Annotated in this window: 22 protein-coding genes; 13 read left to right on the plus strand and 9 right to left on the minus strand. The window is 49.4% G+C overall.

Annotated features, from left to right (window positions below):
- Nucleotides 1–12 precede the first annotated feature (12 nt).
- The 5 genes from QNJ26_06400 to QNJ26_06420 all read right to left on the minus strand — a co-directional run bounded on the left by QNJ26_06400 (nucleotide 13) and on the right by QNJ26_06420 (nucleotide 6,134).
- On the minus strand, nucleotides 13–996 hold the full coding sequence (locus QNJ26_06400; protein ID MDJ0985156.1) for an ABC transporter ATP-binding protein: 984 nt from the start codon (nucleotides 994–996) through the stop codon (nucleotides 13–15).
- A 204-nt stretch (nucleotides 997–1,200) separates the two neighbouring features.
- Nucleotides 1,201–2,370 carry an ABC transporter permease gene (locus QNJ26_06405; GenBank protein ID MDJ0985157.1) on the minus strand — a complete coding sequence of 390 codons (1,170 nt, stop codon included), beginning with the start codon at nucleotides 2,368–2,370 and terminating at the stop codon, nucleotides 1,201–1,203.
- Nucleotides 2,370–3,329: an ABC transporter permease gene (locus tag QNJ26_06410; GenBank protein ID MDJ0985158.1), complete on the minus strand. Its 960-nt coding sequence runs from the start codon at nucleotides 3,327–3,329 to the stop codon at nucleotides 2,370–2,372. Before QNJ26_06410 ends, QNJ26_06405 begins: the two co-directional genes overlap by 1 nt.
- Before the next feature lie 24 nt (nucleotides 3,330–3,353).
- Nucleotides 3,354–5,483, minus strand: coding sequence for an ABC transporter substrate-binding protein (locus QNJ26_06415; GenBank protein MDJ0985159.1), 2,130 nt, complete (start codon nucleotides 5,481–5,483; stop codon nucleotides 3,354–3,356).
- Nucleotides 5,484–5,492: 9 nt separating this feature from the next.
- Complete coding sequence (locus QNJ26_06420) at nucleotides 5,493–6,134, minus strand: hypothetical protein (protein ID MDJ0985160.1); 642 nt, start codon at nucleotides 6,132–6,134, stop codon at nucleotides 5,493–5,495.
- Nucleotides 6,135–6,520: 386 nt separating this feature from the next.
- Here QNJ26_06420 and QNJ26_06425 point away from each other — a divergent pair, with 386 nt between their 5' ends.
- The 7 genes from QNJ26_06425 to QNJ26_06455 all read left to right on the plus strand — a co-directional run bounded on the left by QNJ26_06425 (nucleotide 6,521) and on the right by QNJ26_06455 (nucleotide 12,134).
- A complete protein-coding gene (locus QNJ26_06425; protein ID MDJ0985161.1) occupies nucleotides 6,521–7,264 on the plus strand; it encodes an aspartyl protease family protein in 744 nt (247 codons plus the stop codon).
- Nucleotides 7,265–7,383: 119 nt separating this feature from the next.
- On the plus strand, nucleotides 7,384–8,280 hold the full coding sequence (locus tag QNJ26_06430; protein MDJ0985162.1) for a phosphatase PAP2 family protein: 897 nt from the start codon (nucleotides 7,384–7,386) through the stop codon (nucleotides 8,278–8,280).
- A gap of 118 nt (nucleotides 8,281–8,398) precedes the next feature.
- Nucleotides 8,399–8,773: a DUF2784 domain-containing protein gene (locus QNJ26_06435; protein ID MDJ0985163.1), complete on the plus strand. Its 375-nt coding sequence runs from the start codon at nucleotides 8,399–8,401 to the stop codon at nucleotides 8,771–8,773.
- Between the two features lie 142 nt (nucleotides 8,774–8,915).
- Entirely contained in the window at nucleotides 8,916–9,314 is a 399-nt protein-coding gene (locus tag QNJ26_06440) for a TM2 domain-containing protein (protein ID MDJ0985164.1), read from the plus strand.
- Between the two features lie 214 nt (nucleotides 9,315–9,528).
- Nucleotides 9,529–9,960, plus strand: a complete 432-nt coding sequence (locus QNJ26_06445; GenBank protein ID MDJ0985165.1) for a DUF134 domain-containing protein — start codon at nucleotides 9,529–9,531, stop codon at nucleotides 9,958–9,960.
- 28 nt (nucleotides 9,961–9,988) lie between these two features.
- Nucleotides 9,989–10,825 (plus strand): Mrp/NBP35 family ATP-binding protein, encoded by an 837-nt coding sequence (locus QNJ26_06450; protein ID MDJ0985166.1) that lies wholly within the window; start codon nucleotides 9,989–9,991, stop codon nucleotides 10,823–10,825.
- A 472-nt stretch (nucleotides 10,826–11,297) separates the two neighbouring features.
- Nucleotides 11,298–12,134, plus strand: coding sequence for an MBL fold metallo-hydrolase (locus QNJ26_06455; GenBank protein MDJ0985167.1), 837 nt, complete (start codon nucleotides 11,298–11,300; stop codon nucleotides 12,132–12,134).
- A gap of 48 nt (nucleotides 12,135–12,182) precedes the next feature.
- Here QNJ26_06455 and tsaA read toward each other — a convergent pair whose 3' ends face one another.
- The 4 genes from tsaA to QNJ26_06475 form a co-directional block, all read right to left on the minus strand.
- Nucleotides 12,183–12,668: a tRNA (N6-threonylcarbamoyladenosine(37)-N6)-methyltransferase TrmO gene (gene tsaA, locus QNJ26_06460; protein MDJ0985168.1), complete on the minus strand. Its 486-nt coding sequence runs from the start codon at nucleotides 12,666–12,668 to the stop codon at nucleotides 12,183–12,185.
- A gap of 23 nt (nucleotides 12,669–12,691) precedes the next feature.
- Complete coding sequence (locus QNJ26_06465; protein MDJ0985169.1) at nucleotides 12,692–12,877, minus strand: hypothetical protein; 186 nt, start codon at nucleotides 12,875–12,877, stop codon at nucleotides 12,692–12,694.
- Between the two features lie 11 nt (nucleotides 12,878–12,888).
- Complete coding sequence (locus QNJ26_06470) at nucleotides 12,889–13,065, minus strand: hypothetical protein (GenBank protein MDJ0985170.1); 177 nt, start codon at nucleotides 13,063–13,065, stop codon at nucleotides 12,889–12,891.
- Nucleotides 13,066–13,150: 85 nt separating this feature from the next.
- Nucleotides 13,151–13,372, minus strand: coding sequence for a hypothetical protein (locus QNJ26_06475; GenBank protein MDJ0985171.1), 222 nt, complete (start codon nucleotides 13,370–13,372; stop codon nucleotides 13,151–13,153).
- A 292-nt stretch (nucleotides 13,373–13,664) separates the two neighbouring features.
- On the opposite strand from QNJ26_06475, the gene QNJ26_06480 reads away from it, so the two are divergent.
- From QNJ26_06480 to QNJ26_06505, 6 genes are all read left to right on the plus strand, one after another.
- The gene (locus tag QNJ26_06480) at nucleotides 13,665–15,560 is read left to right on the plus strand and encodes an aldehyde ferredoxin oxidoreductase family protein (GenBank protein MDJ0985172.1); all 1,896 of its coding nucleotides are present in this window, start codon (nucleotides 13,665–13,667) and stop codon (nucleotides 15,558–15,560) included.
- A gap of 551 nt (nucleotides 15,561–16,111) precedes the next feature.
- Nucleotides 16,112–16,621 (plus strand): GspH/FimT family pseudopilin, encoded by a 510-nt coding sequence (locus QNJ26_06485; GenBank protein MDJ0985173.1) that lies wholly within the window; start codon nucleotides 16,112–16,114, stop codon nucleotides 16,619–16,621.
- Between the two features lie 41 nt (nucleotides 16,622–16,662).
- Nucleotides 16,663–17,286, plus strand: a complete 624-nt coding sequence (locus QNJ26_06490) for a prepilin-type N-terminal cleavage/methylation domain-containing protein (GenBank protein MDJ0985174.1) — start codon at nucleotides 16,663–16,665, stop codon at nucleotides 17,284–17,286.
- 19 nt (nucleotides 17,287–17,305) lie between these two features.
- The gene (locus QNJ26_06495) at nucleotides 17,306–17,740 is read left to right on the plus strand and encodes a prepilin-type N-terminal cleavage/methylation domain-containing protein (GenBank protein MDJ0985175.1); all 435 of its coding nucleotides are present in this window, start codon (nucleotides 17,306–17,308) and stop codon (nucleotides 17,738–17,740) included.
- 107 nt (nucleotides 17,741–17,847) lie between these two features.
- The gene (locus QNJ26_06500) at nucleotides 17,848–18,462 is read left to right on the plus strand and encodes a PilX N-terminal domain-containing pilus assembly protein (protein MDJ0985176.1); all 615 of its coding nucleotides are present in this window, start codon (nucleotides 17,848–17,850) and stop codon (nucleotides 18,460–18,462) included.
- Between the two features lie 4 nt (nucleotides 18,463–18,466).
- A partial coding sequence (locus QNJ26_06505; protein ID MDJ0985177.1) for a PilC/PilY family type IV pilus protein occupies nucleotides 18,467–22,989 on the plus strand: 4,523 nt, incomplete at its 3' end.

Consider the following 22,989-nt stretch of genomic DNA (forward strand, 5'->3'; position numbering starts at 1 on the left):
GGATCATCTCATCTATTGACCAAAAAGAACCGGACAGCGGGCATGGTGTCCGTCTTCATATTCACACATGGTTGGATATTGTTCCCGGCAGGTCTGAATGGCGTGCCGGCAGCGCGGATGAAACGGGCAGCCTGCAGGTTTGTAAGCCGGATTGGGAACTGTGCCGGGTATGCTATACAGCCGCTGGCCTCTCTTTTCGCGATTGGGAAGCGATGCTAGCAGCGCCTGGGTATAGGGATGTTTGGGCGTTTTTAAAACAGCATCTTTTTTTCCCTGCTCGGCGATCATACCGGCATACATCACACAAATTCGATCGGCCACCTTTGAGACCACCCCCAGATCGTGGGTGATATATAAAACCGACATAGACCGCTCAGTTTGGATACGCTCCAGCAGGCGTAGAATCTGGTCCTGAACGGTGACATCCAGTGCGGTGGTGGGCTCATCGGCGATGACCAGTTCCGGATCACAGGCCAGTGCCATGGCAATCATTACGCGTTGGCGCTGGCCGCCACTCAGTTGATGCGGGTAGTCATTTAAGCGTTGGGCCGGATCGGCAATACCGACATCTTTTAAAAGTTGCGCACTGCGGTGGTTGACTTCGTCCTGGGGTGCCGTCTGGTGAACCTGGATGGCCTCGCCGATTTGATCACCAATGGTAAAGACCGGATTTAAGGATGTCAGGGGTTCCTGAAAAACCATGGCGATTTGATTGCCGCGGATTGACTGCATTTCATTATCATTAAGATCCAGTAGATTTTGATCGCCAAATAAAATACGTCCACCGGCAATTTCCCCGGGTGGGATGGGAACCAGCCCCATGACGCTCAGCGCCGTGACAGTCTTGCCGCAACCAGACTCTCCGACCAAACAGACGGTTTCTTCGCCGTCGACATCAAAACTAACGCCGTCCACTGCCCGGGCGATTTCATCCTCGCTGTGAAAGTAAATTTTTAATTCTTCTACTGTAAGTAATTTATTTGTATTATTATTCATACGTGATTTCTATCGCCTGTTTGCAACTTGTTCGCAAATATGTGAAACAAAAAATAACCTAAACTGTTTTCGAGGCTTTTAGATTTTGTTCGATAGCAAGGCGGAATGTGATTCAAAAACGGAGCGTACACGTTAGTACGCGAGCATTTTGAATCGCATTGCAACACAGCTATCGGGCAAAAGATGACAGCATTGAAAATAGTTTTAATGTCGGTCGCGAAGCTTGGGGTTGAGCACATCCCGCAACCCCTCTCCGAATAGGTTGAACGACAGCACCACAATCAATATGGCGATTCCGGGCACAAATGTCAGCCAGGGGGCATCAAAAATAAACCCTTTGCCGCCGGACAAAATGTTTCCCCAGGTGGCATAGGGCGGCGGCACGCCGAAACCCAGGAAGCTCAGACCGGCTTCGGTCAAAATGGCGCTGGCGATGCCGATGGTCGCCGAAACCAGCACCGGTGCCACTGCATTGGGGATCATGTGACGAAAAATGATGCGAAAATTGCTCAACCCCAGCGCCCGCGCAGCAGCCACAAAGTCCTGTTCTCTTAATGACAGAAACTCGGCGCGCACAAACCGGGTGGCACCCATCCAGCTGGTTAATCCAATTACGACCATGATATTGTAGATGCTGGCCGGCAGCAGGGCCACAACCGTCAGGATCAGGAAAAAACTGGGAAAGCAAAGCATGATGTCGACAAAACGCATTACCACCGTATCAATTGAAATGGTCTTAAAATACCACATGCGCTTACCGATGGATCTGTTTTTGGCTTTAACAGACTTTTTCATTCTCAGCGAAATCAAGATACAACCGCAGCCGCAGATCAAAACGGCAACGCCGGCCCATATGAGTTTGCCGATTATCAGCAATACACCAATGATCAGCAAAGTTGCAGTCAACAACTGTCCAATGCGAATATGGCGACTGCCGTAATAGCCGGCAATGCCGCCCAAAAATATGCCGATCAGCACCGAAATGCCGACGGCCACAAAACCGACGGTCAAAGAGACCCAGGACCCCTGCATCATTCTGGCAAAGATATCGCGGCCCAGATCATCGGTGCCGAATATGTAAACACCCAGTTTGGGGACCTCCGTGGGTTGTAGCCGTTCTATATTGGGTCTGGCCAGCGGCGGGCGCAGTTTATCCTGTAAGCGCACCTGGGCAGGATCCAGAACCGGCTTGCTGCCGCGTGTTAATGCAAAGCCGGCGATGGCCAAAAAGAAAAAGAGAATGAAAAAAACCATGCCGGCAATCGCCAGTCTGTTTTGTTTGAAAAGGCGCCAGAACTCTTGCAGACGGGTGCGTTTGGGTGCCAGCGGTTCATCCAGCTGGATATCTTGGATGTCTGTATCTGTATGTTCCATTACAACCGAATCCTGGGGTCTACCACCATATAGAGCAAGTCTGAAATAAAGGTGCCAATCAGTACCAGCACCGCGGAGACAAAGTTAAGGGTTAAGATGATCGGATAATCGCGCGCTAAAATCGCTTCATAGGCCATGCGGCCCATACCGGGCCAGGCAAAAATGGATTCAATAATGACCGAGCCGCCGATCAGACCCGGCAGGATTAAGCCAAACATGGTCACAAACGGCAGCAAGGCGTTGCGCAGGGCATGTTTGTAATGAACCTGATCGGGGGCCAGCCCTTTGGCTTTGGCGGTGCGGACATAATCCTGGCCTTCGACCTCGAGCATCTGACTGCGCACATAGCGCGATAGTACGGCGATACCGGCGGTGGCCCCCAGCAAAGAGGGCAGCAGCAGATGCCAGATGCGATCCATGATGCGATTAAAGCCCGAGATCTCGCCCATGCCAAAGGTCTCCATACCGATGACCGGCACATGAAACTGGTTGACCACAAAAATAATTAGGATATAGGCGAAAAAAAATCCGGGAATCGAAATCAGAAGATAAGAGAAAAAAGTCGAGCTGCGGTCATAAATGCCCCCTCTGAAGATAGCCGACCGGATGCCCACCGGAAATGAAATCGTCCAGGTCAGGATGGTGCCGACAATAAACAGCGGCAGGCTGTTGAGAAAGCGCTCCCATATCTTTTTAAAAACCGGCTGATTGTCTTTCCAGGAAATGGTTTTGCCGGTGAATAGATCGCGATAAAAATACAGATATTGGCGGTAGAGGGGCTTGTCCAGATGAAATTCGGCGCGAAAGCGCTCCACCATTTCGCGGGTGAATTTGGGATTCATGGGATCCACCTGGCTGGGCTCACCGGGGGCCAGGTGGATAATCAAAAACGAGACGATCGAAACAAAAAAGAGCGTCACAATTTTTTGGACGATACTGCGGCCGATAAAAGAGATCATGTTTTTACCGTTGTTTAACCGTGATTAGGGTGCAAATTCAGGCGTTTGTGCCAGTTTAATCCATTGGTTGAAATGAAATGTATAACTACCTGTTCTTGTTGGTTTAATTTTCCGGTATACGATGTTAGCTGAATTATCAAATGCTTTGATCACGATGCGTTTATCCAGAATCGCGGTCCAACGGCTAACAAATAGGAAAGTGTAGGGCTGCTCATGGGCGATAATCGCATGCAAGCGGTGGCAGTATTCGACCAGCTGCGCGTGATTGTATTCCTGACGGATTTTAATAATCAAATCATCCGCTTGGTTGTTTTTGAAACCTACAAAATTAAGCTGATTGTAACCGGTCTGACTGGAATGCCAGATTTGGTAAAGATCGGGGTCGAGCGGCATGGACCAGCCTAAAACCAGGGCATCAAAATCCAATTTATTGACCCGCTCCTGAATAAAGACCGCCCATTCCACCAGATCGGTGCGCACATCGATGCCAATTTGCTTCCATGAATCCTGGGCAATGGCCAGAATGGCCTTGCGGATATCGTTACCGTTGTTGGTGATGAGCTTAAATTGAAGCCGCTGGCCATCTTTTTCAAGCCAACCCTGGTCGTTGCGTGTCCACCCGGCCTCAGCCAGCAATTTCAGAGCGCCCCGCGGATCATAAGGTACGGGCGCGATATGGGGGTTATAAAAATCGGTCTGTTTGGGAAAGGGACCAGTGATGCGCTCGCCCTGGTTATACAATACGAATTCGATAATCTTGTTGACATCGATGGCCATACTCAAGGCCTGCCGCACCCGGCGATCATCAAAGGGCTTACGTCGCAAGTTATACCCGATATAGGAGAAACCCATTGAGGTGCCGGAGAAACTTTGGAAATTGGGATCGTCCTTCAAGCGTTTGACCTGGTGCGGCTCGACCCCGTAACTGTCGATGGTGCCGGCATAAAACTCTATTTCCTGGGTCAGCGGATCGGGAATAACGCGAAATACGTATTTTTCATAATGGGGCGGCCCTTCCCAGTAATCATCAAAGCGATCGAGGATGATATATTGGTCGGACACCCACTCACGAAACACAAAGGGACCGCATCCGATGGGTTGGCGGTTAAAACCGCTTTGACGAATCGAAAATGATGTGGGGTCCTTGGCCAGTTTGAGCGCTTCTTTTTTCAGTGCGGCGTCATTGAGCAGATGCTCGGGCAGGATGCCCATCGCCCATGATCCGATGGCCGGTGAATACAATCGTTTATACACAATCTGCACGGTCAGCGGATCGATGACCAGCACCTGTTTGACCGGCTCGTAACTGGAAACGCGGGGTGAGAGGTTGCGGGGGTCCATGATGGCATCGTAGGTAAATTTGACGTCATGGGCATCAAAAGTGTGGCCGTCATGAAATTTAACATTGGGCCGCAATTGAAATTCGATGATCGGATTGTGTTCCACCGCGGGCAGAAATTTTTTGGCCAGGGCATTCAGCAGATCTGTTTCTACCTTTGGGGTGGTCACCAGATATTGTGCGCCGTCAAAACTGTAGAAATAATCCTTGCCCAGAATCTGGCTGAGATTGACAAACAGATCCTGGTCAACCGTTTTGAGTTCAAGCTTAATCCGGGCCGGAGCGGATAGCGTGATGTCGATTTTTTGGGTCTTTTGGTCGTCAGCGGGATCCCTGACCTGCTCGCTCATCCGCTCTGTGCGGGCCGGAACCAGGGAAACCGCTACGATGTTGTCCAGCGTTTGCCGAAGCGCTTCGGAGTATGGGGCAGTCTGATTGCGGGCGGCTTGGATCAGATCGATAATGGCCTGAGGGCTGGCTTGATCCAGACCGGGGATACTGGCGGCAGCATTGACATAAAAAAAGGCCTCCTCGAAAATGTCCCAAGAAGTTGCCAGACGTCCCCTGAAACGCAGCTCTTCATCCCGGTCAATGAGGCCTTCAAAGACCTTATCTGTGATTTCACTGCTGGCGCTGTCGGCCGATAAAATCGGGTTTAAAATAGCGGCGTCACCAATGGAGGCATTGATATACTGCGTCAGCCGCTGAGGGTTGCCTTTGGCCTGCTCCTCATAGGTGGGGACCCAGAAATAAGATTGCAGCAGGATCAAGGACAGCACCAGCGGTGCCAGAATGAGAAAGTTTTTGGTAGTCATTTCAGATTTTTATAATGTTTCTAAAAGCTTAAGAATTGATGTTTTTTTCTTTTGGATGAGATCGGTTTCAATGTCATCGGGATTCAATCCCGCCGCCCGGTCAAGATAATCCAAAGCCGCCTCGAGCCCGTCACGGGTCCCTCGAGTGGCCGCTACATCGGCTTTGTAAAAAAGGATCATGCGGTCAATCTGATTGATGCGCGCATGTGCTGTTTGACGGCCATCTTCGGTGGTGGTAAAAGACAGGGCCCTGTTCAAATAAGATTTAATGCCCACAAAGTCTGGCATCCCGGTCACGGCCATCAACGCATCAGCCTTGCTCAAGTAAAAATTAAAGGCCAGCGGATAAACCGCCTCCCTTGTGTAGGCGGGCTTAATGGCAGTCGGTTTTTGCACACCCGGCATAATCAGTATACGCTTTTTTCCGCCCGGGGAAAAGGTTCCCTGCCAAATTTCCACTGCGCCGGCTGCACAGACAAGATAATATTTTTCTGCATTGCGGTAGCTGGCATGAACCACCAGCCCCATCAGGACGACCAGAACCAGCACGACCATACCCACAAGCATTGCACGCCGCGATAAGCGCAATCGAAAAGAGCGCCGATCGGTTTGTGTTCGCTTTTCAAGGTCATCGGAGTTTGCGTTTGGCATCAAAAACCCCTTTGAAATCTCTGATGGCTGTCCTATAATATATGTTGGATCTAGCGATAGATGGACTCAGCGGATGCGCAAACAAGGCGGGTGCATCCAAGCCGTTATTACTTTTAATACGTAATTATTTCACCTTGTTGTCGATTCGTCAAGATGCGACTTCGATCATAGGCCATTGCTGGTCGAACGGCGTCCGTCCGTTGCGGACATGCAGTAGCGCGCAAATCGATGCATTGGTTGATAATTTTTACTGCGAACTTGATTGGCGGCTATTCTAAGCGCACTGAACATGATACACTTATGAAATCGGAAAAAAATGAACCATCGGATACAAACCGGCAAAAGAATCCTGCTGCTGGCCGCATAATGTGTTGAGGCAACGCTAAATGATGATGAAAAAAATGTGCTTCTTCAAGCTATTTCTTATCGTAATTCTATTGAGTCTAGCGCTCCCGCTGCAGGCGGAGTTCTACAAATACGTCGACGACGAGGGGCATGCGTTTTTCGTTGAAGACCTGAGCCGGGTCCCCCCTAAGTATCGCAACCGGGTTGAGGTCTATCGGGAGAAGTATGACCATTTGCCGGATGAGCAAAAAAAATCCAAACTGGAAAATGAGCAGGAACAGCAACAGGCACTAGAGTTTGAAAGACAGCGCCAGATGGAGCAGGAACTGCAGCAGGCGGCGGAACAGGAAGAGGCGGAACGAAAACGTCAAGAGGAGCTGGCCAAGGCCGAATTGCAGGAAACCTCTGTAATCATCAAAGGCAACCGGGTTTACGTTCCCACCACGATCGGAAACAACGGTGTTGAGGTGCAGACTTTGTTGTTGCTGGATACCGGCGCTTCACAGACCGTTGTTCACCGCGAAATTGCCGGTCAACTCAATATCATCGCGCTTAAAAAGGGGCTGTCACAGGTCGCAGGCGGCCAGAAAATCTATACCGAAATGGGAAAAGTAGACTACATCATAATCGGCCCGCATACCCTAAAAGGCGCCAATATTCTGGTGATTAACCACGAGGGGGCCGCGGTCGCCCATCAAGGGCTGCTGGGAATGAATATCCTCAGACATTTCAATTACAACATCGACTTTGAAAATCAGATGATGGTGTGGCAACCCGCTGAATAAATTCTGCTGACGGTTCAGTGCTTTTTTATACACCAGCGCACCCATCGACTGGTTCCCAAAAACGACAGAATTCATCTGGCTAGTCTGTTTGCTGCAGAAAAATTTATGAATCAGCTCATATGTGGAAGTCGCAAGACATCTTAGACTGGGGGATCGAGGTTGTACGGTGGTTTCAGCAATTCAGTCCTGCGCTTGATTGGCCGTTTATCAGTCTGACCTTCCTGGGAAACCTTGAATTTTTTCTTTTGTTTATGCCCCTGCTTTATTGGTGCTGTGATCGTCGAGCTGGTGCCAGACTGCTCGTTCTATTTTTACTCTCTGCCTATATTAATTCTGTCGCCAAGGTGATATTTTCTCAACCGCGCCCCTTTGAATATGATTCCAGCGTAAAACAATTGGTGCATGCCGGTGGCGGTGGCTTGCCAAGCGGACACACGCAAAGCGCGGTGGTGGTGTGGGGGTATCTGGCTGCACAGGTGAATAAACCCCAATTGTGGGTTTTGGCTGGTCTTTTGATGATTGGCATACCGCTTTCGCGGCTTTATTTAGGGGTGCATTTTCCGACCGATCTGATCGGTGGCTACGTTATCGGTGCCGTTCTGTTGGTGGTGTATTTGCACTTTGCCCCCAAGGTCGAAAGTTGGCTGGCTCAGAAACCAATATATTGGCAACTGGCTGTGGCCATTTCACTGCCGATGGCGCTGATTCTGCTTAATCCCAAGGGCGCCCGGTATTCCTTGTTAGCCAGTAGTTTTCTAGTCGGCTTTGCGCCGGGGATGATACTTGAGCGCCGTTGGGTTCGCTTTCAGTCAAATGGCAGCTGGTTAAAGCGGTCAGTTCGATATGTGGTGGGCCTGGTAATGCTTGCTGCCCTGTGGAAAGGGCTCATCATGGTTTTTGACGGGCTGGCACCACAGGCGCTTTTTAGAACCTTGCGGTATGCCCTGATGGGTTTGTGGTGCACCTGGGGCGCACCCTGGTTGTTTGTGAGAATGAAACTTGCCCGAGCCGGATAGCCTCGACGTATGAATCCACTGGGTGCATTGACGTTTGCAGTCTGGTGTGAGATTTTCACGATCGACCATGGTCGACTGCCAAATGGCAAAACCAATATCCATTCTTTGGTAAAACGTCATGATTTATCATATCCTCGCCGATGTGGTATTGTGCGTCCATTTTTTATTTGTGGTGTTTTCGCTTTTAGGGGCGCTTTTGCTGGTCCGTTGGCCTAAAATGGTATGGGGTCATTTGCCGGCCGTCGGCTGGGCCGCCTGGATTGAGTTTTCTGGCAACATTTGCCCTCTGACACCGCTAGAGAACATGCTGCGTATCCGCGCGGGGGGAAGCGGTTATGCAGGTGACTTCGTGGGGCACTACCTTTTGGGCGTACTGTATCCCGACGGTTTAACACGTCAGACCCAGATCATCCTGGGAGCGCTTGTGCTGGGTGTAAACCTGGTCATATATGGATATGTGTTTTTTTGGCGCAAAAGAAAAGCGGACGCGTGAGCACAAGCTTTTTCAAAAAGACGATCAACTTTTTGGGCGCAAAACCATTTGTGCGATTTTCACCTGAACACGCCATGCGTGCAAGCGCAAACAAAACTGGCTTGCACATCCATGAACTGGACATATTGAAAGGAGCCCTGTTGTGCAGACAAATCCAGATACGCATCGCAAGACCATTGGTTATATCCTGTGGCTTTTCGGTTTTACCGGTTCCCATCGTTTCTACTATGGCTACCCACTTCTGGGAACCGTCTATTTTTTTACGCTGGGCATACTTTTCATCGGCTGGATCATCGACTTGTTTCTGATTCCATCCATGGATCGCAAGGCTGATTTTCGGTTTAAGGCCGGTCGGGTAGATTATAACCTGGCGTGGATTCTGCTGACATTTCTGGGGATTTTCGGCATCCACCGCATGTATATGGGCAAATGGCTGACCGGCATCCTGTACCTGCTTACAGGCGGGCTGGTGGGATTCGGGTTGATCTATGATTTCTGGACCTTAAATGATCAGGTAACCTTGGTCAACAGCAAAGCCTGACGATATTGCCCGGTTCTTATTCATCTTGAAAACAATACCGCGAATTAAACGCGGTTTTTGTGCCCCGTGTTGGTGTCGATACCCGCCGCTGAAGACGCTCACCGACGTCATCTGCCGTCCGCTTTTTCCCAACAGTCGATTTTCAGGTTGACAGCACCAGGGTCAGCCATTAGTTTGCGTTTTTGAGATAATTCTCATAAAGGAGCGTATTGTCATGGTTAGACCCCAGAAAAACCGCATGGTCGGCTATAAGCCGGAGATCAGCTATTTCAAACCCCGGGGGACGCCCATGATGCAGCTGGAAGAAGTTCGCTTGACCGTCGATCAACGCGAAGCCATCCGTTTGTCGGATCTGCTCGGCATGTCACATGAAGATGCCGGTCAGCGCATGGGCGTATCGCGCGCCACATTTGGCCGCATCATCCAGCGCGCACGATACGTGGTTGCCGATGCGTTGATCAACGGCAAGGCGATTAATGTCGGGGGCGGAAATTATCGGATCGTCGATCAAAATCGCATATTTCGCTGCAAAAGCTGCAACCATGTTTGGGAAGAGGCAAAAGGAATGGGCAGGCCGCGTCATTGCCCGGGGTGTCAAAAAAAGGATTTTAAGCGTTTGATAACAAACGGGTCCTCAACCCGTTAGGATAACTTCCACATAGGAGAACATTAAAATGGTCGATATTCAAGACAGCATGCCGCCTGATCCAGAAAAGGCAGAAGAACAAAAGGAAGCGGCGGTCAGAGCGTCGCTGCAGAAAATTAAGCAAAAAATCATTGTCATGAGTGGCAAAGGGGGCGTCGGCAAAACCAGCACGGCCGTCAATCTATCGCTGGCCCTTGCCGATGCCGGGCATCAGGTGGGTATCATGGACGTTGATTTGCACGGCCCGGATGTGCCCCGCATGCTGGGGTTAGACGGAATGCCCCAACTGGGACCCAATCAAAAACTGAGGCCAATGGCTTACTCGGCAAATTTAAGCGCCATGTCAATAGAGTCTTTTATCCCCGGCAAAGACGACGCGATCATTTGGCGCGGACCGATGAAGTTTGCGGCCATCCGCCAGTTTATCGGCGATGTTGACTGGGGAGCACTCGATTTTCTGGTAATTGACAGCCCTCCGGGTACCGGTGATGAACCGCTGACAGTGGCTCAAATTGTTTCGGATGCACGGGCCGTTATTGTGACCACCCCCCAGGAGGTGGCTTTGGCCGACGTTCGCAAATCGATTAATTTCTGCAAGACCGTCAAAATGAACATCTTTGGTCTGGTGGAGAACATGAGTGGTCTCAACTGTCCCCATTGTGGTGAGATGATCGATCTGTATGGCTCCGGCGGCGGTGAAAGAACTGCCAAGCAAACCGGCATTCCTTTTCTGGGCAAGATTCCCTTCGATCCCAATGTCGTCGCCTGCGGGGATTCGGGGGCCTGCTATCATAAAGTCCATGCCGATACCGCTGTGTCAAGGGCCTATGCGGATGTGGCAAAGAAGTTAGCAAAACTAACCTGAAGTCATCTCAAAAATGCGTCTAACCCGCCAGAGGCGGGCAAGCGCCCAATGGTCCGCCAATATTCGTGGCGGATTAAAAACCGATTCAAAATACTCGAATACTAGCGTGTATGCTCCGTTTTTGAATCGGTTTTCGCCTTGCCCTTGGACGTTATCCACTATTTTTGAGATAACTTCCATCATCATTTTTCATAGAGCAGATCCTTTTAAAATATCTCTTAAATTGGTTGTCCAAGATTTACTCGGCGTAAAGGTCATGTTTTTTTCTGAAAGGCGCTATGCAGTTAAATGATCACCATCGTACGAAGTGGCCTGATATTTGGGATGATTAGTATGCTATTATTTGGGTATATAACAGTGTAGATTTCATGCCAAATATCAGGCCACAGGCAACTTACATTTCATAGCGCCTGGAAGAAAATGACATGACCGTTACAGTTCTAAAAATAGTTTCACAGAACAAGTAAATGCGATGACTATAAAGATTACGACGCTGGTTGAAAATACTGTCGCGATTGGCAGCAGCCGCGAGCTCATCGGTGAGCACGGCCTGGCTTTTTTGATCGAAACCGGAGCGCGACGCATTTTGTTTGATACCGGGCAATATCTGGCCTTAAAAAACAACGCCCGCGTCCTCGGCAGCGATCTGGCAACGATCGATACGGTGGTGCTCAGTCATGGGCACTACGATCATGCCGGCGGCTTGAAGCACCTGTTGGTGCATAATTCAAATTTTTCGCTCTACGCCCACCCCGATGCCTTCAACGACAAACTCATTAAGCGCAAAGGTCAATACCGTAAAGTTGGGATCCCGATCAGCGAAAAAGATCTGGCCTCACAAGGGGTTACCATATGCCTGGATGCCGCACCGGTGGAAATTGCCCCCAACATGATGACCACCGGTGAAATACCCTTGCAGTCCGCATTTGAAACCGTAGCGGAGAGATTTTATACCGAAAAAGACGGGCACAAGGTTCCCGATTCGCTGGCTGATGATCAGGCCTTAATCCTGAAAACCGGCAAGGGGTTGGTTGTCGTTCTGGGGTGCAGCCATCGGGGCATTATCAATACCTTGAATCATGTGTGTCACATCACCGGCCAAAAACAAATTTACGCGGTTATGGGGGGGCTGCACCTTGTCAAAACGAGCGGCGAAAAGCTGGACACCATCATGCAGCATTTGCAGGGCTTTAAATTGGAAAAAATTGTCGTGGGGCATTGCACCGGCAACCAGGCCATTCAAGCAATGTTTGCACGCTTTAAAGACAAGGTCGTTATCAATACGGTCGGAAATACCATAACTTTCTGACGCCTTATTTTTACACATCAACCGGACTTCCTATCCAGCAGCCAAGCCTTAATTCCCAAATCTTCCGTCATCAACTGTGTTTCTTGCAGCGGTGGTTTTTTGTCCAAGCCAGCCGATGCGCTCCGTATGGCGAACGTCAAATTCGGGCACATAGGGCTTAATATCCAGCAGCGGCGTATTGTCGACAATATCGATGTCTTTGACAGAGAGAATTTGATACTCAATCCGAATGAGTCGAACGATGGACAGACCAATTGGGTTGGGACGGGCAGGTGCGCGCGTGGCAAATAAACCGCGCTCGGCATCATCTAAAAAAGGCGTGATTCGCAGTCGATAGGGTTGGGCCAAATGGCAATGATAGATGAGGATAATGTGTGAGAAGCCTTCAAGGTCCTGCAAACCGGCAACAAATTCATCAAAAATTTCAACCTCCGCCTTGACATCAGCGCCGCCGACTGGCTGGATGGGTGTGCCCTCAAGGCGCTCAAATGGTGTGTGAATCGTTCCGATCGGTTTGTAATCTACAGTATCCAAATATATCTCCCGTGTGGATTTTTTCAGTTTTTTGATGAGATCTCATCATCAAAGTTCTTTTGGGTTAAAAACCAGATCGTGCAGGACTCGCGGAATTTGCAGTAGATATCCGGGTCGCGGCAATCCAGGCAGTCCGCGCACATGTAGATCTGGTGCTTGCTGCATTCGTAGCGGGTTTCGCGCTCCGGATGGTTTGAACACTGTCCCAATTAGTTTCCTTTTATTCCTTCAGTTTTTCAATCTGTTTTACGAGCGCATTGCGTTCGTCTTCAAGCTCAAACAGCTGCATCATGATAGGGGGCTTGACGGAATGGGCCGGCATGCGTTTATTGACTTCCGCAATTTTTTCATCCACCTTTTTCAGTTTTTCCTCTAATGCCTGCAGATCCGATTTCATATATCACGTTCCTTATGCGAATTTTTCAACCGGTAAACGGGCTAACCCACCAGAGGCGGACACGCGGGCAACGGGCTCAACAGTCTTAATCAACATGCGGCCATCTTTCCCCCTCCCGCTCCTCAGCAAAATAACAGAATCGATTCCACTCCAGCTCTTTACCGGAAAGCGGGCAGCGCAGCTTAACCTTGCGATCGCTGATACCGACAACCTCCCAATCGCCCTTGCGCGGTCCGCCATCGATATAAATTTTCTGGCCAACGGCAAAAGGGTAGGGCTTAAAATAAAGCACGGTTTCGTTGCTCATATCAACCTCCTCAACTTACCCTCATATGATCAGAGATCCAGGTGAACATTCAAAGGTCTTCTCACGCATTCAATACTGGTTTTCGGCATTTGCAAGCCGGCCAGTACCGCAGGTAAAACAAGGTATACCCGCAAATGTGAAGTTTCAAGTGGTTTCTCTAATCGCATTGAACAAATGACGGTTTGATATCATCATCGAAACCTTTTTTTGACATCCTATTTGAGTTTGATTTATAGTGCCTTCACCGTTTATGCAAATTCAGAGACAACCCCTTTTCAGAGGAGGACCAACCATGCCGTTCGGTTACACTGGTAAAATTTTGCGTGTAGATCTGACCATGCAAAAAGTGACGATTGATGAACAGGATGAGGCTTTTTACCGATCGTATCTGGGGGGCCGGGGGATTGGATACCATTATCTGATGCAAATGGTGCCGGCCGGCACGGGCCCATTTTCAGCGGACAATATTCTGGCTCTGGCCAGCGGGGTGATGACGGGTGCACCTTTGCCGGCTGCTTGCCGCTTTGCGGCGGTGGGCAAATCACCGCTGACCGGAACTGCCGGCGAATCCGAGGCAGCGGGGTTTTTCGGCCCCGAGCTGAAAATGGCCGGCTTCGACGCTGTGGTGTTTAGCGGCAGGGCGGAAAAACCAGTTTATTTATGGCTGACCGAGGGTAAAGCAGAAATAAGAGATGCTTCAAAGATTGCCCGACTGGAGACAAAAGAAGTCGAAGACGCCATTCGCAATGAGCTGAGCAGCTCTAAAATTCGTGTGGCGCAAACCGGGCCGGCCGGTATGAACCGGGTGCGTTTTGCCAACATTACGAATAATCTTGGACACTTTAATGGGCGTGGTGGATTTGGGGCCCTGATGGGATCAAAAAATCTGCGCGCCGTCGCTGCTTTGGGCACTGAAAAATGTGCTTTTGCATCACCGGAATTTTTGCGTGAAACAGCGCAGCAATATGCGCGCACCTTCAAGGATAATCCGGCAGGCGAACAGCTTTTTGTTTACGGCACCACAGCCTTCCCGGAGATCTTATCAGCCGCGGGCGCGCTGCCGGTTGACAATTTCCGGCGCAGCCGCTTTGACCATGCAGCGGCCATTGGCGGGGATCGCTACAATGAGGTGCTTTTACAGAAAAGAAAAGGTTGCTATGCCTGCCCGATCCGCTGCAAACGCGGCATTGCACTGGATGACCCTCAATATGGCGTCGATTCCCGTTACGGTGGCCCTGAGTATGAGACCATTGCTGCGCTGGGGAGCAATCTGAATATTGCCAACCTGAAAGCCATCGCCAAGGGCAACGAAATCTGCAATCGCTATTGTATCGATACCATTTCAGCCGGGATGACGATCGCTTTTGCCTGCGAATGCTTCGAGGCGGGAATTATTGGCACCTCAGATACCGACGGTCTGGAGCTGCGTTTCGGGGATGCCGATTTAATGCTCCAACTGCTGGAGCTGATTGCCCATCGTGAAGGCTTTGGCGACGTTCTGGCGGAAGGCTCTGCCCGGTTGGCCGAAAAATGGGGGCATCCACATGCCCTCGACCATCTGGCGGTCAAAGGCCAGGAGATCTCTATGCACGATCCGCGAATTAAGGTCGGTGTGGGCATTGGTTTTGCCGTCAGCCCTTACGGCGCCGATCACATGACGGCGGCACATGACACCGCTTTTGTCAATCCGGAGTCGTTTCCGGTCAATTCTGTTCGACCTTTGGGCATCTATGGAGCTATGCATGCTACTGAAATTAATTCGGAAAAAGTGCGCTCATACAAGATTCTGGAAAATTTCTGGCGCACCTTGGATGCCTTGGGCCTGTGTGTTTTTGGCTATGCCCCCAGAGGTGTGATGCCGATCAACACCATGGTTGATAGCGTCAATGCGGTGACCGGATGGGATACGAGTCTGTATGAATTGATGCGCGCCGGAGAGCGCGCCACCATGATTGCCCGGGCATTTAACAGCCGCGAAGGGTTGTCAATAAAAAACGATCAACTTCCCAAGCGTTTGTTTGATCCCAAACCTGACGGACCCAATGCCGGAGATCAGATGTTCAAAGAAACCGATTTTTGCGAGGCTGTTGTGCTGTATTATGAAATGATCGGCTGTGATCCGACTACGGGCCAGCCCCGCCGTGGCAAGCTTTTAGAACTTGGACTAGATTGGATTGAAAATTATTAAACCGGAAAGGGATATTGTAGAAAAAAGGACCGCACGATAGAACTTCAACAAGATCAGATGAGGTATTATTTGTCCCTTTTTACTCAAAAAAGTTGAACGCCTGCTTTTACTTAGTAAATAGATAGGTTTGGCCTTCTCAGAAATATTCAACAATTATATTAAAGCGATCCAACTGGTGTCATATATTTTTCGTTTCGCTGGTAAGATTGTCAAAATACTTCCTTCCTTTAGTGCTCTTTACGCTCACCATCTTATTTTGTCGAAGATCTTCGTTTATTTAAGTTCTCTATTTTAAAATCCAGCATAAAATTTTTTTAATTTATTAAAAGATTTAATAGTTTGGGGAAAAAGGCACATATTTAATTGTTAAAAATTAGAATTAACAAATTATTGCCCGAACGTAATGTCTCAATATTTCTAATTATTACAAAACCCTATCTCGCTACAGGATTCGTGAAAATGATAAAGATAAATTTTTTTCAAAATCACAAACTGGCACGCATATTGAATTACTAGTCGTTCCATATAAAAAATTTCAGGAGATTCAGACCATGCGCAATAAAAATGGATTTTCAATGATGGAAGTTTTGACGGTAATTGCCATTTTTGCCATCTTGTCCGCCATTGCTATGCCTAACTTTCTTGGGTGGCGCAAAAAGGCTCAGTTGAGTCGGGCCGCCAGGGATGTCTACTCAAGTTTTCAAAAGGCTAAGATGGAATCGGTGCGTAGAAACGGAAATTGTGGGATTGAATTTCGTGCCAATGATTATGTGATCTATATGGATTCCGATTTGAGCTTTGATTTTAATCCTATTAATGATCAAGTGGTCCAGACGGTGAATTGGTCTCAGTATCCAGGCGTTAGACTTGACCTAAGTGAAGGCGGAGGGGACGGTCTGACTTTTTCAAATCCTGATTCAGGGCTAGTCTTTGCTTCCGATGGGCTTCCCCGCAACAACGCCGGCGGTCTTGGCTCTGGAAGCGTTTTCCTAACAAATCAAGGCAATACCAGACAAAATACGATAACGATAACCACTGCCGGAAATATCCAGATCAATTAGACAGGTTAGCCGGGTATGATCATCAGAGGAGCGAATAAATAATGAATCGAAAAGGCTTTACGTTAATTGAACTTCTGATCGCCATGGTCGTAGCGTCTATTGTCTTGGGCTCGATTTATGCAGCATACCGTTCGCAAACCCAGGCCCACCGGACCCAACAACTCGTGGTTCAAATGCAACAGAATATGCGGGCGGCCTTGTACCTTTTGGAAAGAGAAATAATGATGGCAGGCTACAGCATAACCGATCCGCCCGCACCTGCCGGTTTTGTTCAAAATTTTGCAAGTTTGGGTTCACCCCACGATGGCTCTGGTGCCGCCAGCGATGCCAATAATATAGCGTTCACCATGGACAGCGATGACAGCGGAACCATAGATGCTGCTGCCGCTATTGCTGGATTTGAAATCATTGCTTATCGACTAAATGCAGCTAACAGCACTTTGGAAAGATGGGACGGTTCCAGCGGTGCTTGGCAGGTCGCAGCTGAACAAATTACAAGCCTGGCGTTTACCTACCATCGGGAAGACGATTCGCAGATACCTTTTCCGCTTACAGCCGCTGATCTGCCGGATATCCGATCTATTGAAGTGGCGCTTACGGCCACCTCAAGGGATCGAAATATGAATCTGACTCATAAAATCAAATGCCGAAATATGGGCTATTAATCGAGGAGATTTCTAATTGATGAGAACCAACGCAATTGAAACCAAAATCAAAATGATGCCTGAGAACAAGGGTTTTACCCTCATCGAAGCGCTTTTTGCGATTGCCATCTTTTCCATTGGTATTTTGGCGGTGAGCAGCATGCAGATCTCTGCCATAAATAATAATGCTTCGGCCAGAATGCGTACAGAGGCAACCATGTTGGCTTCTGAAAAAGTAGAGGAACTGATGTCGTTAGCGGATTACAATGATCCTTTATTAGATACAGATACGCAATCGGACTCATCAGCAAACAATATATATTGCCTACAGTGGTCGGCTATTGAAGACACACCGATACCAAGTACGAAAACCATAATACTTTCGGTGCGCTGGACAGATGGCGAAACAGGGTGTGGAAATTTTGATCAAAAGGAAAATGAGGTCAGCCTTGATTTTATAAGAGCGAATATCTAGAGCGAAAACTTTTATTGGCGCAGAAACGCTTGATATCTGGGACCAGGAAGATTGTTGGAAAATATCGGTTAAATCCGTATGGCCATAGGCAAAGGGAGAAAAGACAAATGATTCAAATAAAAGCCACCTTCAAAAAGGATGATGGTTCCGTGATGGTAGCCGCCCTGTTGATTTTAGTGCTGCTCACGATAATTGGTATATCAGCCACCACCATGAGCAATTCAGAATTAAATATAACCGCCAATATGCAATTGCATAAAATGGCGTTTTTTACGGCTGAAAGTGGGTGGCACGTGATGGCAGATTGGATAGATGATCAATATCCGCTTCCAACGGTTAATCTCGCATCTGACGATTTCGAAGGAATTGATGGCATAAATAACGATGGTGACGGATTTACCGATGAACACGACGAGTACATAAATTTTACGACCATCCAGTTTAATCAGGGTTCAGATATGATTGATAACGATCTTGACGGCGGCACGGATGAAAGCGATGAGTTTTACGACATGCTGCCGTTTTCTGATAGTAAATCGAATTTTCAATATGGCATAACGGCTGTTTATAACGGGGCCGGAATTGCTCCTGGATGGGATCCCACCATGTTTTTAAGATACAATTATGAGATAACATCAACCGCCACCGTACCCGCGCGGATCGAAGACGCGGTGTCTCAGATTACGGTTACCGCCGGCAAAATTGAACATATAGGGAGCTAGGATTATGAAATTAGCAGAAATTTACTACAAGAACCTCAACGGCTTTCTGAGGTTATGTTGGCATAAAACCGTTTCTAAGCAGAGCGTGCACGTGCTGGCAATTGCACTGTTTGCAGTCTTTTGTCTTGTGGGCCTGCCACATGCCGCTCATGCTCAGCTTGAGGCCAAATCCGGGACATTCATCGTAAATTCAGGTACCGGGAACCAGTCTATAACCGGTGTGGGATTCCGACCCAAGGCCTATATTCTCTTCTATACCAAAAACGACACACTTGATACGAATTCTAACGGCAAGGGTAGCATCCTTTCTATTGGAATGACCGATGGGGTCAGACAGTTTTGCATGGCATCGGGTTCCGAGGACAACCAGGGAACGAGCGATGTCGGCCGCCGGGGATTCAGTGACCGGGTGCTGGCCACGCATGATGCCCAAGCAAACCAGTATGTGGAAGGCGAAGCCAGCCATGTCAGCATGGATGCTGACGGTTTTACCATCAGTATCGTAACCGAATTTATCGAACCGACCAATCCGATCGTAAGCTATATCGCTTTCGGCGGTGACGATCTCCAGGTGGATGTGGACACTGTAGATCTGGCCTATACGATAGACACATCGGTAGATGTCACCGCTCCAGGATTTGAGCCCGACGTGATTATCACATCCTATATCGGACAGTTTTTAAATATCGATGGCGACACGATCAATGATGACCATAGCTTTTCACTGGGATGGGCGCTCAATCCTGTCCGGCAGGCCAGCAACAATCAGTATAGCATGATGGTGGCCAGTCGCGATGCTATGAGTCCTGCTCTGACATACACACGCTTTGATGATACCCGCGCGGGTGTTGCCCACTATGACGGCGTTGATGATGCCGGGTATGAAATCGGCAATTTTGACACCGATGGTTTTAGTGTCACCACCCGCTTGAAAAATGCCCCCAATGAGTATTACATGGGATATTTGGCACTCAAACTGGGAACAGAACCAAACGTCTACTCAACTGCCAGAACCGCGCGGACCACAACTGGAGACGATGTGGAAAGTAGTGCCGGGTTTGAACCCATATTTTTATTGAGTATCGGCAGTGCTGCGGTTACCGGCGCAAATACGAATACCGCCGGTTGTTCAATGGCCATTGGGTTTTCAGACGGAACCGATACCGTTGCGCTCATGCAGCATGACGAAAATGCAGCGGCTACGACCGATACGCACAATCGTGTAAGCGAAAGCCAATTCATGTCGGCATATTCAGCCGGGGGCAGCATCGATTGGCAGTCGACGCTGACCTCCTTTGATCCCAGCGGCTGGACCATCAATTACGGGGATGCAGCCGGCGCTGCCTATCTAAACGCCTTTTTGGCCTTCGGCCCAGGGGGGGCCACCGAGCTGACGGTCAACCCGGGCACCATGGGCCTCACTGTGGGAGACATCGAAGGCGCCGTAATCTACGGTGGCACCAGTCCTTACACAGTGTCCACCTCTGACTCTTCAGTGGCAACTGTCACGCTGAGTAACGATACAGTATCCGTAGAGGCCGTAGGGGTTGGTACCGCAACGATCCTGGTTAACGATGATGTGGGTGCCAGTACCTATATCAATGTGGTTGTTACCGAACCGCTTGCGGTTTCTCCGGCGAACGTGAGCTTTTATCCAGGTCAGACGGCCACTGTTACCATTAGCGGTGGCGCACCCGGCTACACCGCCGTTTCCGGCAATCCAAGTGTGGCCAGTGTCTCGGTGAGCGGTGACACGCTGACCCTATTTGCTGTCGGGGGGGGTACGATCACCGTGACCATCACCGACACGGCGGACAATCACGCCTATGTGACCGTTACGGTCGGAGACACTATTACCCCGGGTTTGGGCAATTGTCCGATACCGCCGTTTACAACCGCCGGCGTGGGGCCCAATGTCCTTTTGGTGTTGGACCATTCCGGGTCGATGGGCCGCGGCGAGACACTGGTGGACGGCAATTGGGAACTTTCCCGCTGGGAAACCGCTAAAACGGTGTTTAAAAATATCATCAATGACAATCCCAATATTCGGTTTGGCTTGATGCGCCTGGATGGCAGCAATTTTATAGAGGACCTTCAGGGTGCGTATTTCAGGCAGGGCGGTAAGTTGCTGCGGCCCTGCGGGACGCCGGGCACCGAATTAATTGACTATATCGACAATTGGGGGGATCTGCTACAGCCGGGTGATCCGGGCTACCGCGACGGTTATAATTATCGTAACAGTAACGACCCCCAGACCTGGACGGTTTTGGCTGAAACCCTGGCATCGGCCGGGCGTTATTTTGCTACGATAATCGATGGAAACGGAAATCGGGTCGGGAAAGGGCCGGCGGGCTTCGGCTACTACAAAGAGGGCGTTGATTATACGTATTATATAGGCGGTGCTGAGATGTCCGCTGATATTCAAAATTATGACGACGGATTAAACCCGTTCAATGTCGATGAAATCATTACCGGTCAAACTTCAGGAGCGACGGCCAGAATCGTTTCGATTAACAGCACCGGCCCTGATACAGCTACTTTGGGACTCATTACTGTGGTCGGTACGTTTCAGGCCGGTGAACAGATCACTGGCAATATGGGTGGTGATGCCGATCTAAACGGTGTGCCAATCGCAGGCGGCGGCGTCCCGTATGCAGCGTCATTGACCGATGATTTTGGCAACACCATTGATTCCATCAGTCCGATTACCCAATCCTGTCAAAAAACCTTTATTATTTTCTTAACCGACGGTGAATCGAACTATGATTCGGACTGGAATGTTGTCACCGATGTCATCGGCGATTATGACGGCGACAATGATCCGGAAGATTGCAAAAAGGGAGACTCGGGTTGCGATACCGGTGGCCGGGTCGAGTATTTTGACGACGTGGCCAAATACCTGTATGAGAATGACATGCGCTCGGACCTGCCCGAGAAGCAAAATATCGTCACCTATGTGGTCGGCTTTGGATTTGACGTGGGCAATGTCCCTGCTTTCTTGGAGGATGCCGCCGACAATGGCGGCGGACAGTTCTTTCTGGCCCAAAATGATATTACCGATCTGACCAATGCCATGCAGTCGGCCATTCAGGACATCATGGCCAAAATATCATCGGGCACGGCGGTGACGACGATCACTACATCCTCGAGTACCGACGATTATCTGTTCCGGGCCAAGTTTCTGCCGGGCGCTTCCTGGCGGGGCTATCTGGAGCGCTTTACCCTGCCGTATGATGATACGGATACCGCAGATTGGGAAGCCGGTGCACTGCTCAACAGCAGGGTTGCATCAAACACCCATGCGCATCGCAAGATTTATACGCCCCTACTTTCAGATTTCCTCCCTAAAGTTGAGTTCACAGATGACTTTGGGGTTAGTTCGGCTATGTCGCTAAAATGGGGAGTCGATTTGACAGAGGCGTATGATATCATCAATTACATCCGTGGCGACACCACATACGACGGTGACAAATACAGAGATCGTAACAACTGGTTGTTGGGCGATATCATCTATTCCACACCGAAGACGGTGGGTGCTCCTAAAGCCTGGTATTTTGATAATCCGTATAAAACCGAACCGCCGGAGTACGGAAGTTATCCGGCCTTCAAATCCGCTCACAGCAACCGCAAAACCATGATTTATGTGGGGGCGAATGACGGCATGCTGCATGCCTTTGATTCAGGCACCGGACAGGAAGAATGGGCCTTTATTCCTTATAATCTTCAGGCCAAACTCAAAGAGCTGACAGTGGAAGATTGCCATAAATATTATGTGGATCTGACCGTCAATGTGAGGGACGTATGGGATGAAAGCGAACCGCCAAGCGGCAAATGGAAAACCATACTAATCGGCGGCAATCGCTTAGGTGGCGAAGAATACTTCGCTCTTGATATAACCGAGCCGGCGCATGACAAATTTAAGATGATGTGGAATATCATTCCGTTTCCAGGCAAAGGGATGTTATCTTCCAATGTACCCGCAATTGGCAAGGTAAAAGCTTATGGCGGTGTGGTAGATGATTGGGTGGCCTTTATCACCAGTGGGTATCATGATTCTGATAAAAAGGGGCGCATAGCGGCCTTTAATATTTCCGATGGCAGTCCCGTAAGCATTTGGAGGGAGGAGGAGCATACTAAAGCTAAGAAAAAAACCCAGGTTAAATCAGTGGACAGTCCCTATTACAGCTTGACGTCTCCGACTGCTCTTGACTCTGACATGGACGGCTATCTGGATCTGATTTATGCGGGCGACACCGAGGGTTCCCTGTGGAAGTTCTATTATGACTATGAAGATCAATACTGGAGGAAAAGAGAGCTATTTAATACCGGCGGCCAGCCCATAACTGCCCCACCGGCGGTTGCTTATGACGCTGACGGTAATCTGCGGGTTTATTTTGGAACCGGCGCTTACCTGGAAGAAAGTGATAAAGACAACAATACCCGCAATGCCTTCTACTGCCTGGTGGAAAAAAAGCAATACCCGGGCGACGCCAACGACGGGCACTATACGGGTACCAGTTCTTTAAC

The sequence above is a fragment of the Desulfobacterales bacterium genome, assembly GCA_030066985.1.
In the GTDB taxonomy this organism is placed as follows: Bacteria; Desulfobacterota; Desulfobacteria; order Desulfobacterales; family JAHEIW01; genus JAHEIW01.

Bases quoted from the DNA above. Each gene is read 5' to 3' on its own strand.
- QNJ26_06415 (MDJ0985159.1), bottom strand. From the start codon at position 5,483: ATGACTACCAAAAACTTTCTCATTCTGGCACCGCTGGTGCTGTCCTTG.
- QNJ26_06490 (MDJ0985174.1), top strand. From the start codon at position 16,663: ATGAATCGAAAAGGCTTTACGTTAATTGAACTTCTGATCGCCATGGTC.
- QNJ26_06420 (MDJ0985160.1), bottom strand. From the start codon at position 6,134: ATGCCAAACGCAAACTCCGATGACCTTGAAAAGCGAACACAAACCGAT.
- QNJ26_06475 (MDJ0985171.1), bottom strand. From the start codon at position 13,372: ATGAGCAACGAAACCGTGCTTTATTTTAAGCCCTACCCTTTTGCCGTT.
- QNJ26_06485 (MDJ0985173.1), top strand. From the start codon at position 16,112: ATGCGCAATAAAAATGGATTTTCAATGATGGAAGTTTTGACGGTAATT.
- QNJ26_06400 (MDJ0985156.1), bottom strand. From the start codon at position 996: ATGAATAATAATACAAATAAATTACTTACAGTAGAAGAATTAAAAATT.
- QNJ26_06435 (MDJ0985163.1), top strand. From the start codon at position 8,399: ATGATTTATCATATCCTCGCCGATGTGGTATTGTGCGTCCATTTTTTA.
- QNJ26_06450 (MDJ0985166.1), top strand. From the start codon at position 9,989: ATGGTCGATATTCAAGACAGCATGCCGCCTGATCCAGAAAAGGCAGAA.
- QNJ26_06445 (MDJ0985165.1), top strand. From the start codon at position 9,529: ATGGTTAGACCCCAGAAAAACCGCATGGTCGGCTATAAGCCGGAGATC.
- QNJ26_06495 (MDJ0985175.1), top strand. From the start codon at position 17,306: ATGAGAACCAACGCAATTGAAACCAAAATCAAAATGATGCCTGAGAAC.
- QNJ26_06500 (MDJ0985176.1), top strand. From the start codon at position 17,848: ATGATTCAAATAAAAGCCACCTTCAAAAAGGATGATGGTTCCGTGATG.
- QNJ26_06480 (MDJ0985172.1), top strand. From the start codon at position 13,665: ATGCCGTTCGGTTACACTGGTAAAATTTTGCGTGTAGATCTGACCATG.
- QNJ26_06455 (MDJ0985167.1), top strand. From the start codon at position 11,298: ATGACTATAAAGATTACGACGCTGGTTGAAAATACTGTCGCGATTGGC.
- QNJ26_06430 (MDJ0985162.1), top strand. From the start codon at position 7,384: ATGTGGAAGTCGCAAGACATCTTAGACTGGGGGATCGAGGTTGTACGG.
- QNJ26_06405 (MDJ0985157.1), bottom strand. From the start codon at position 2,370: ATGGAACATACAGATACAGACATCCAAGATATCCAGCTGGATGAACCG.
- QNJ26_06425 (MDJ0985161.1), top strand. From the start codon at position 6,521: ATGATGATGAAAAAAATGTGCTTCTTCAAGCTATTTCTTATCGTAATT.
- QNJ26_06410 (MDJ0985158.1), bottom strand. From the start codon at position 3,329: ATGATCTCTTTTATCGGCCGCAGTATCGTCCAAAAAATTGTGACGCTC.
- QNJ26_06470 (MDJ0985170.1), bottom strand. From the start codon at position 13,065: ATGAAATCGGATCTGCAGGCATTAGAGGAAAAACTGAAAAAGGTGGAT.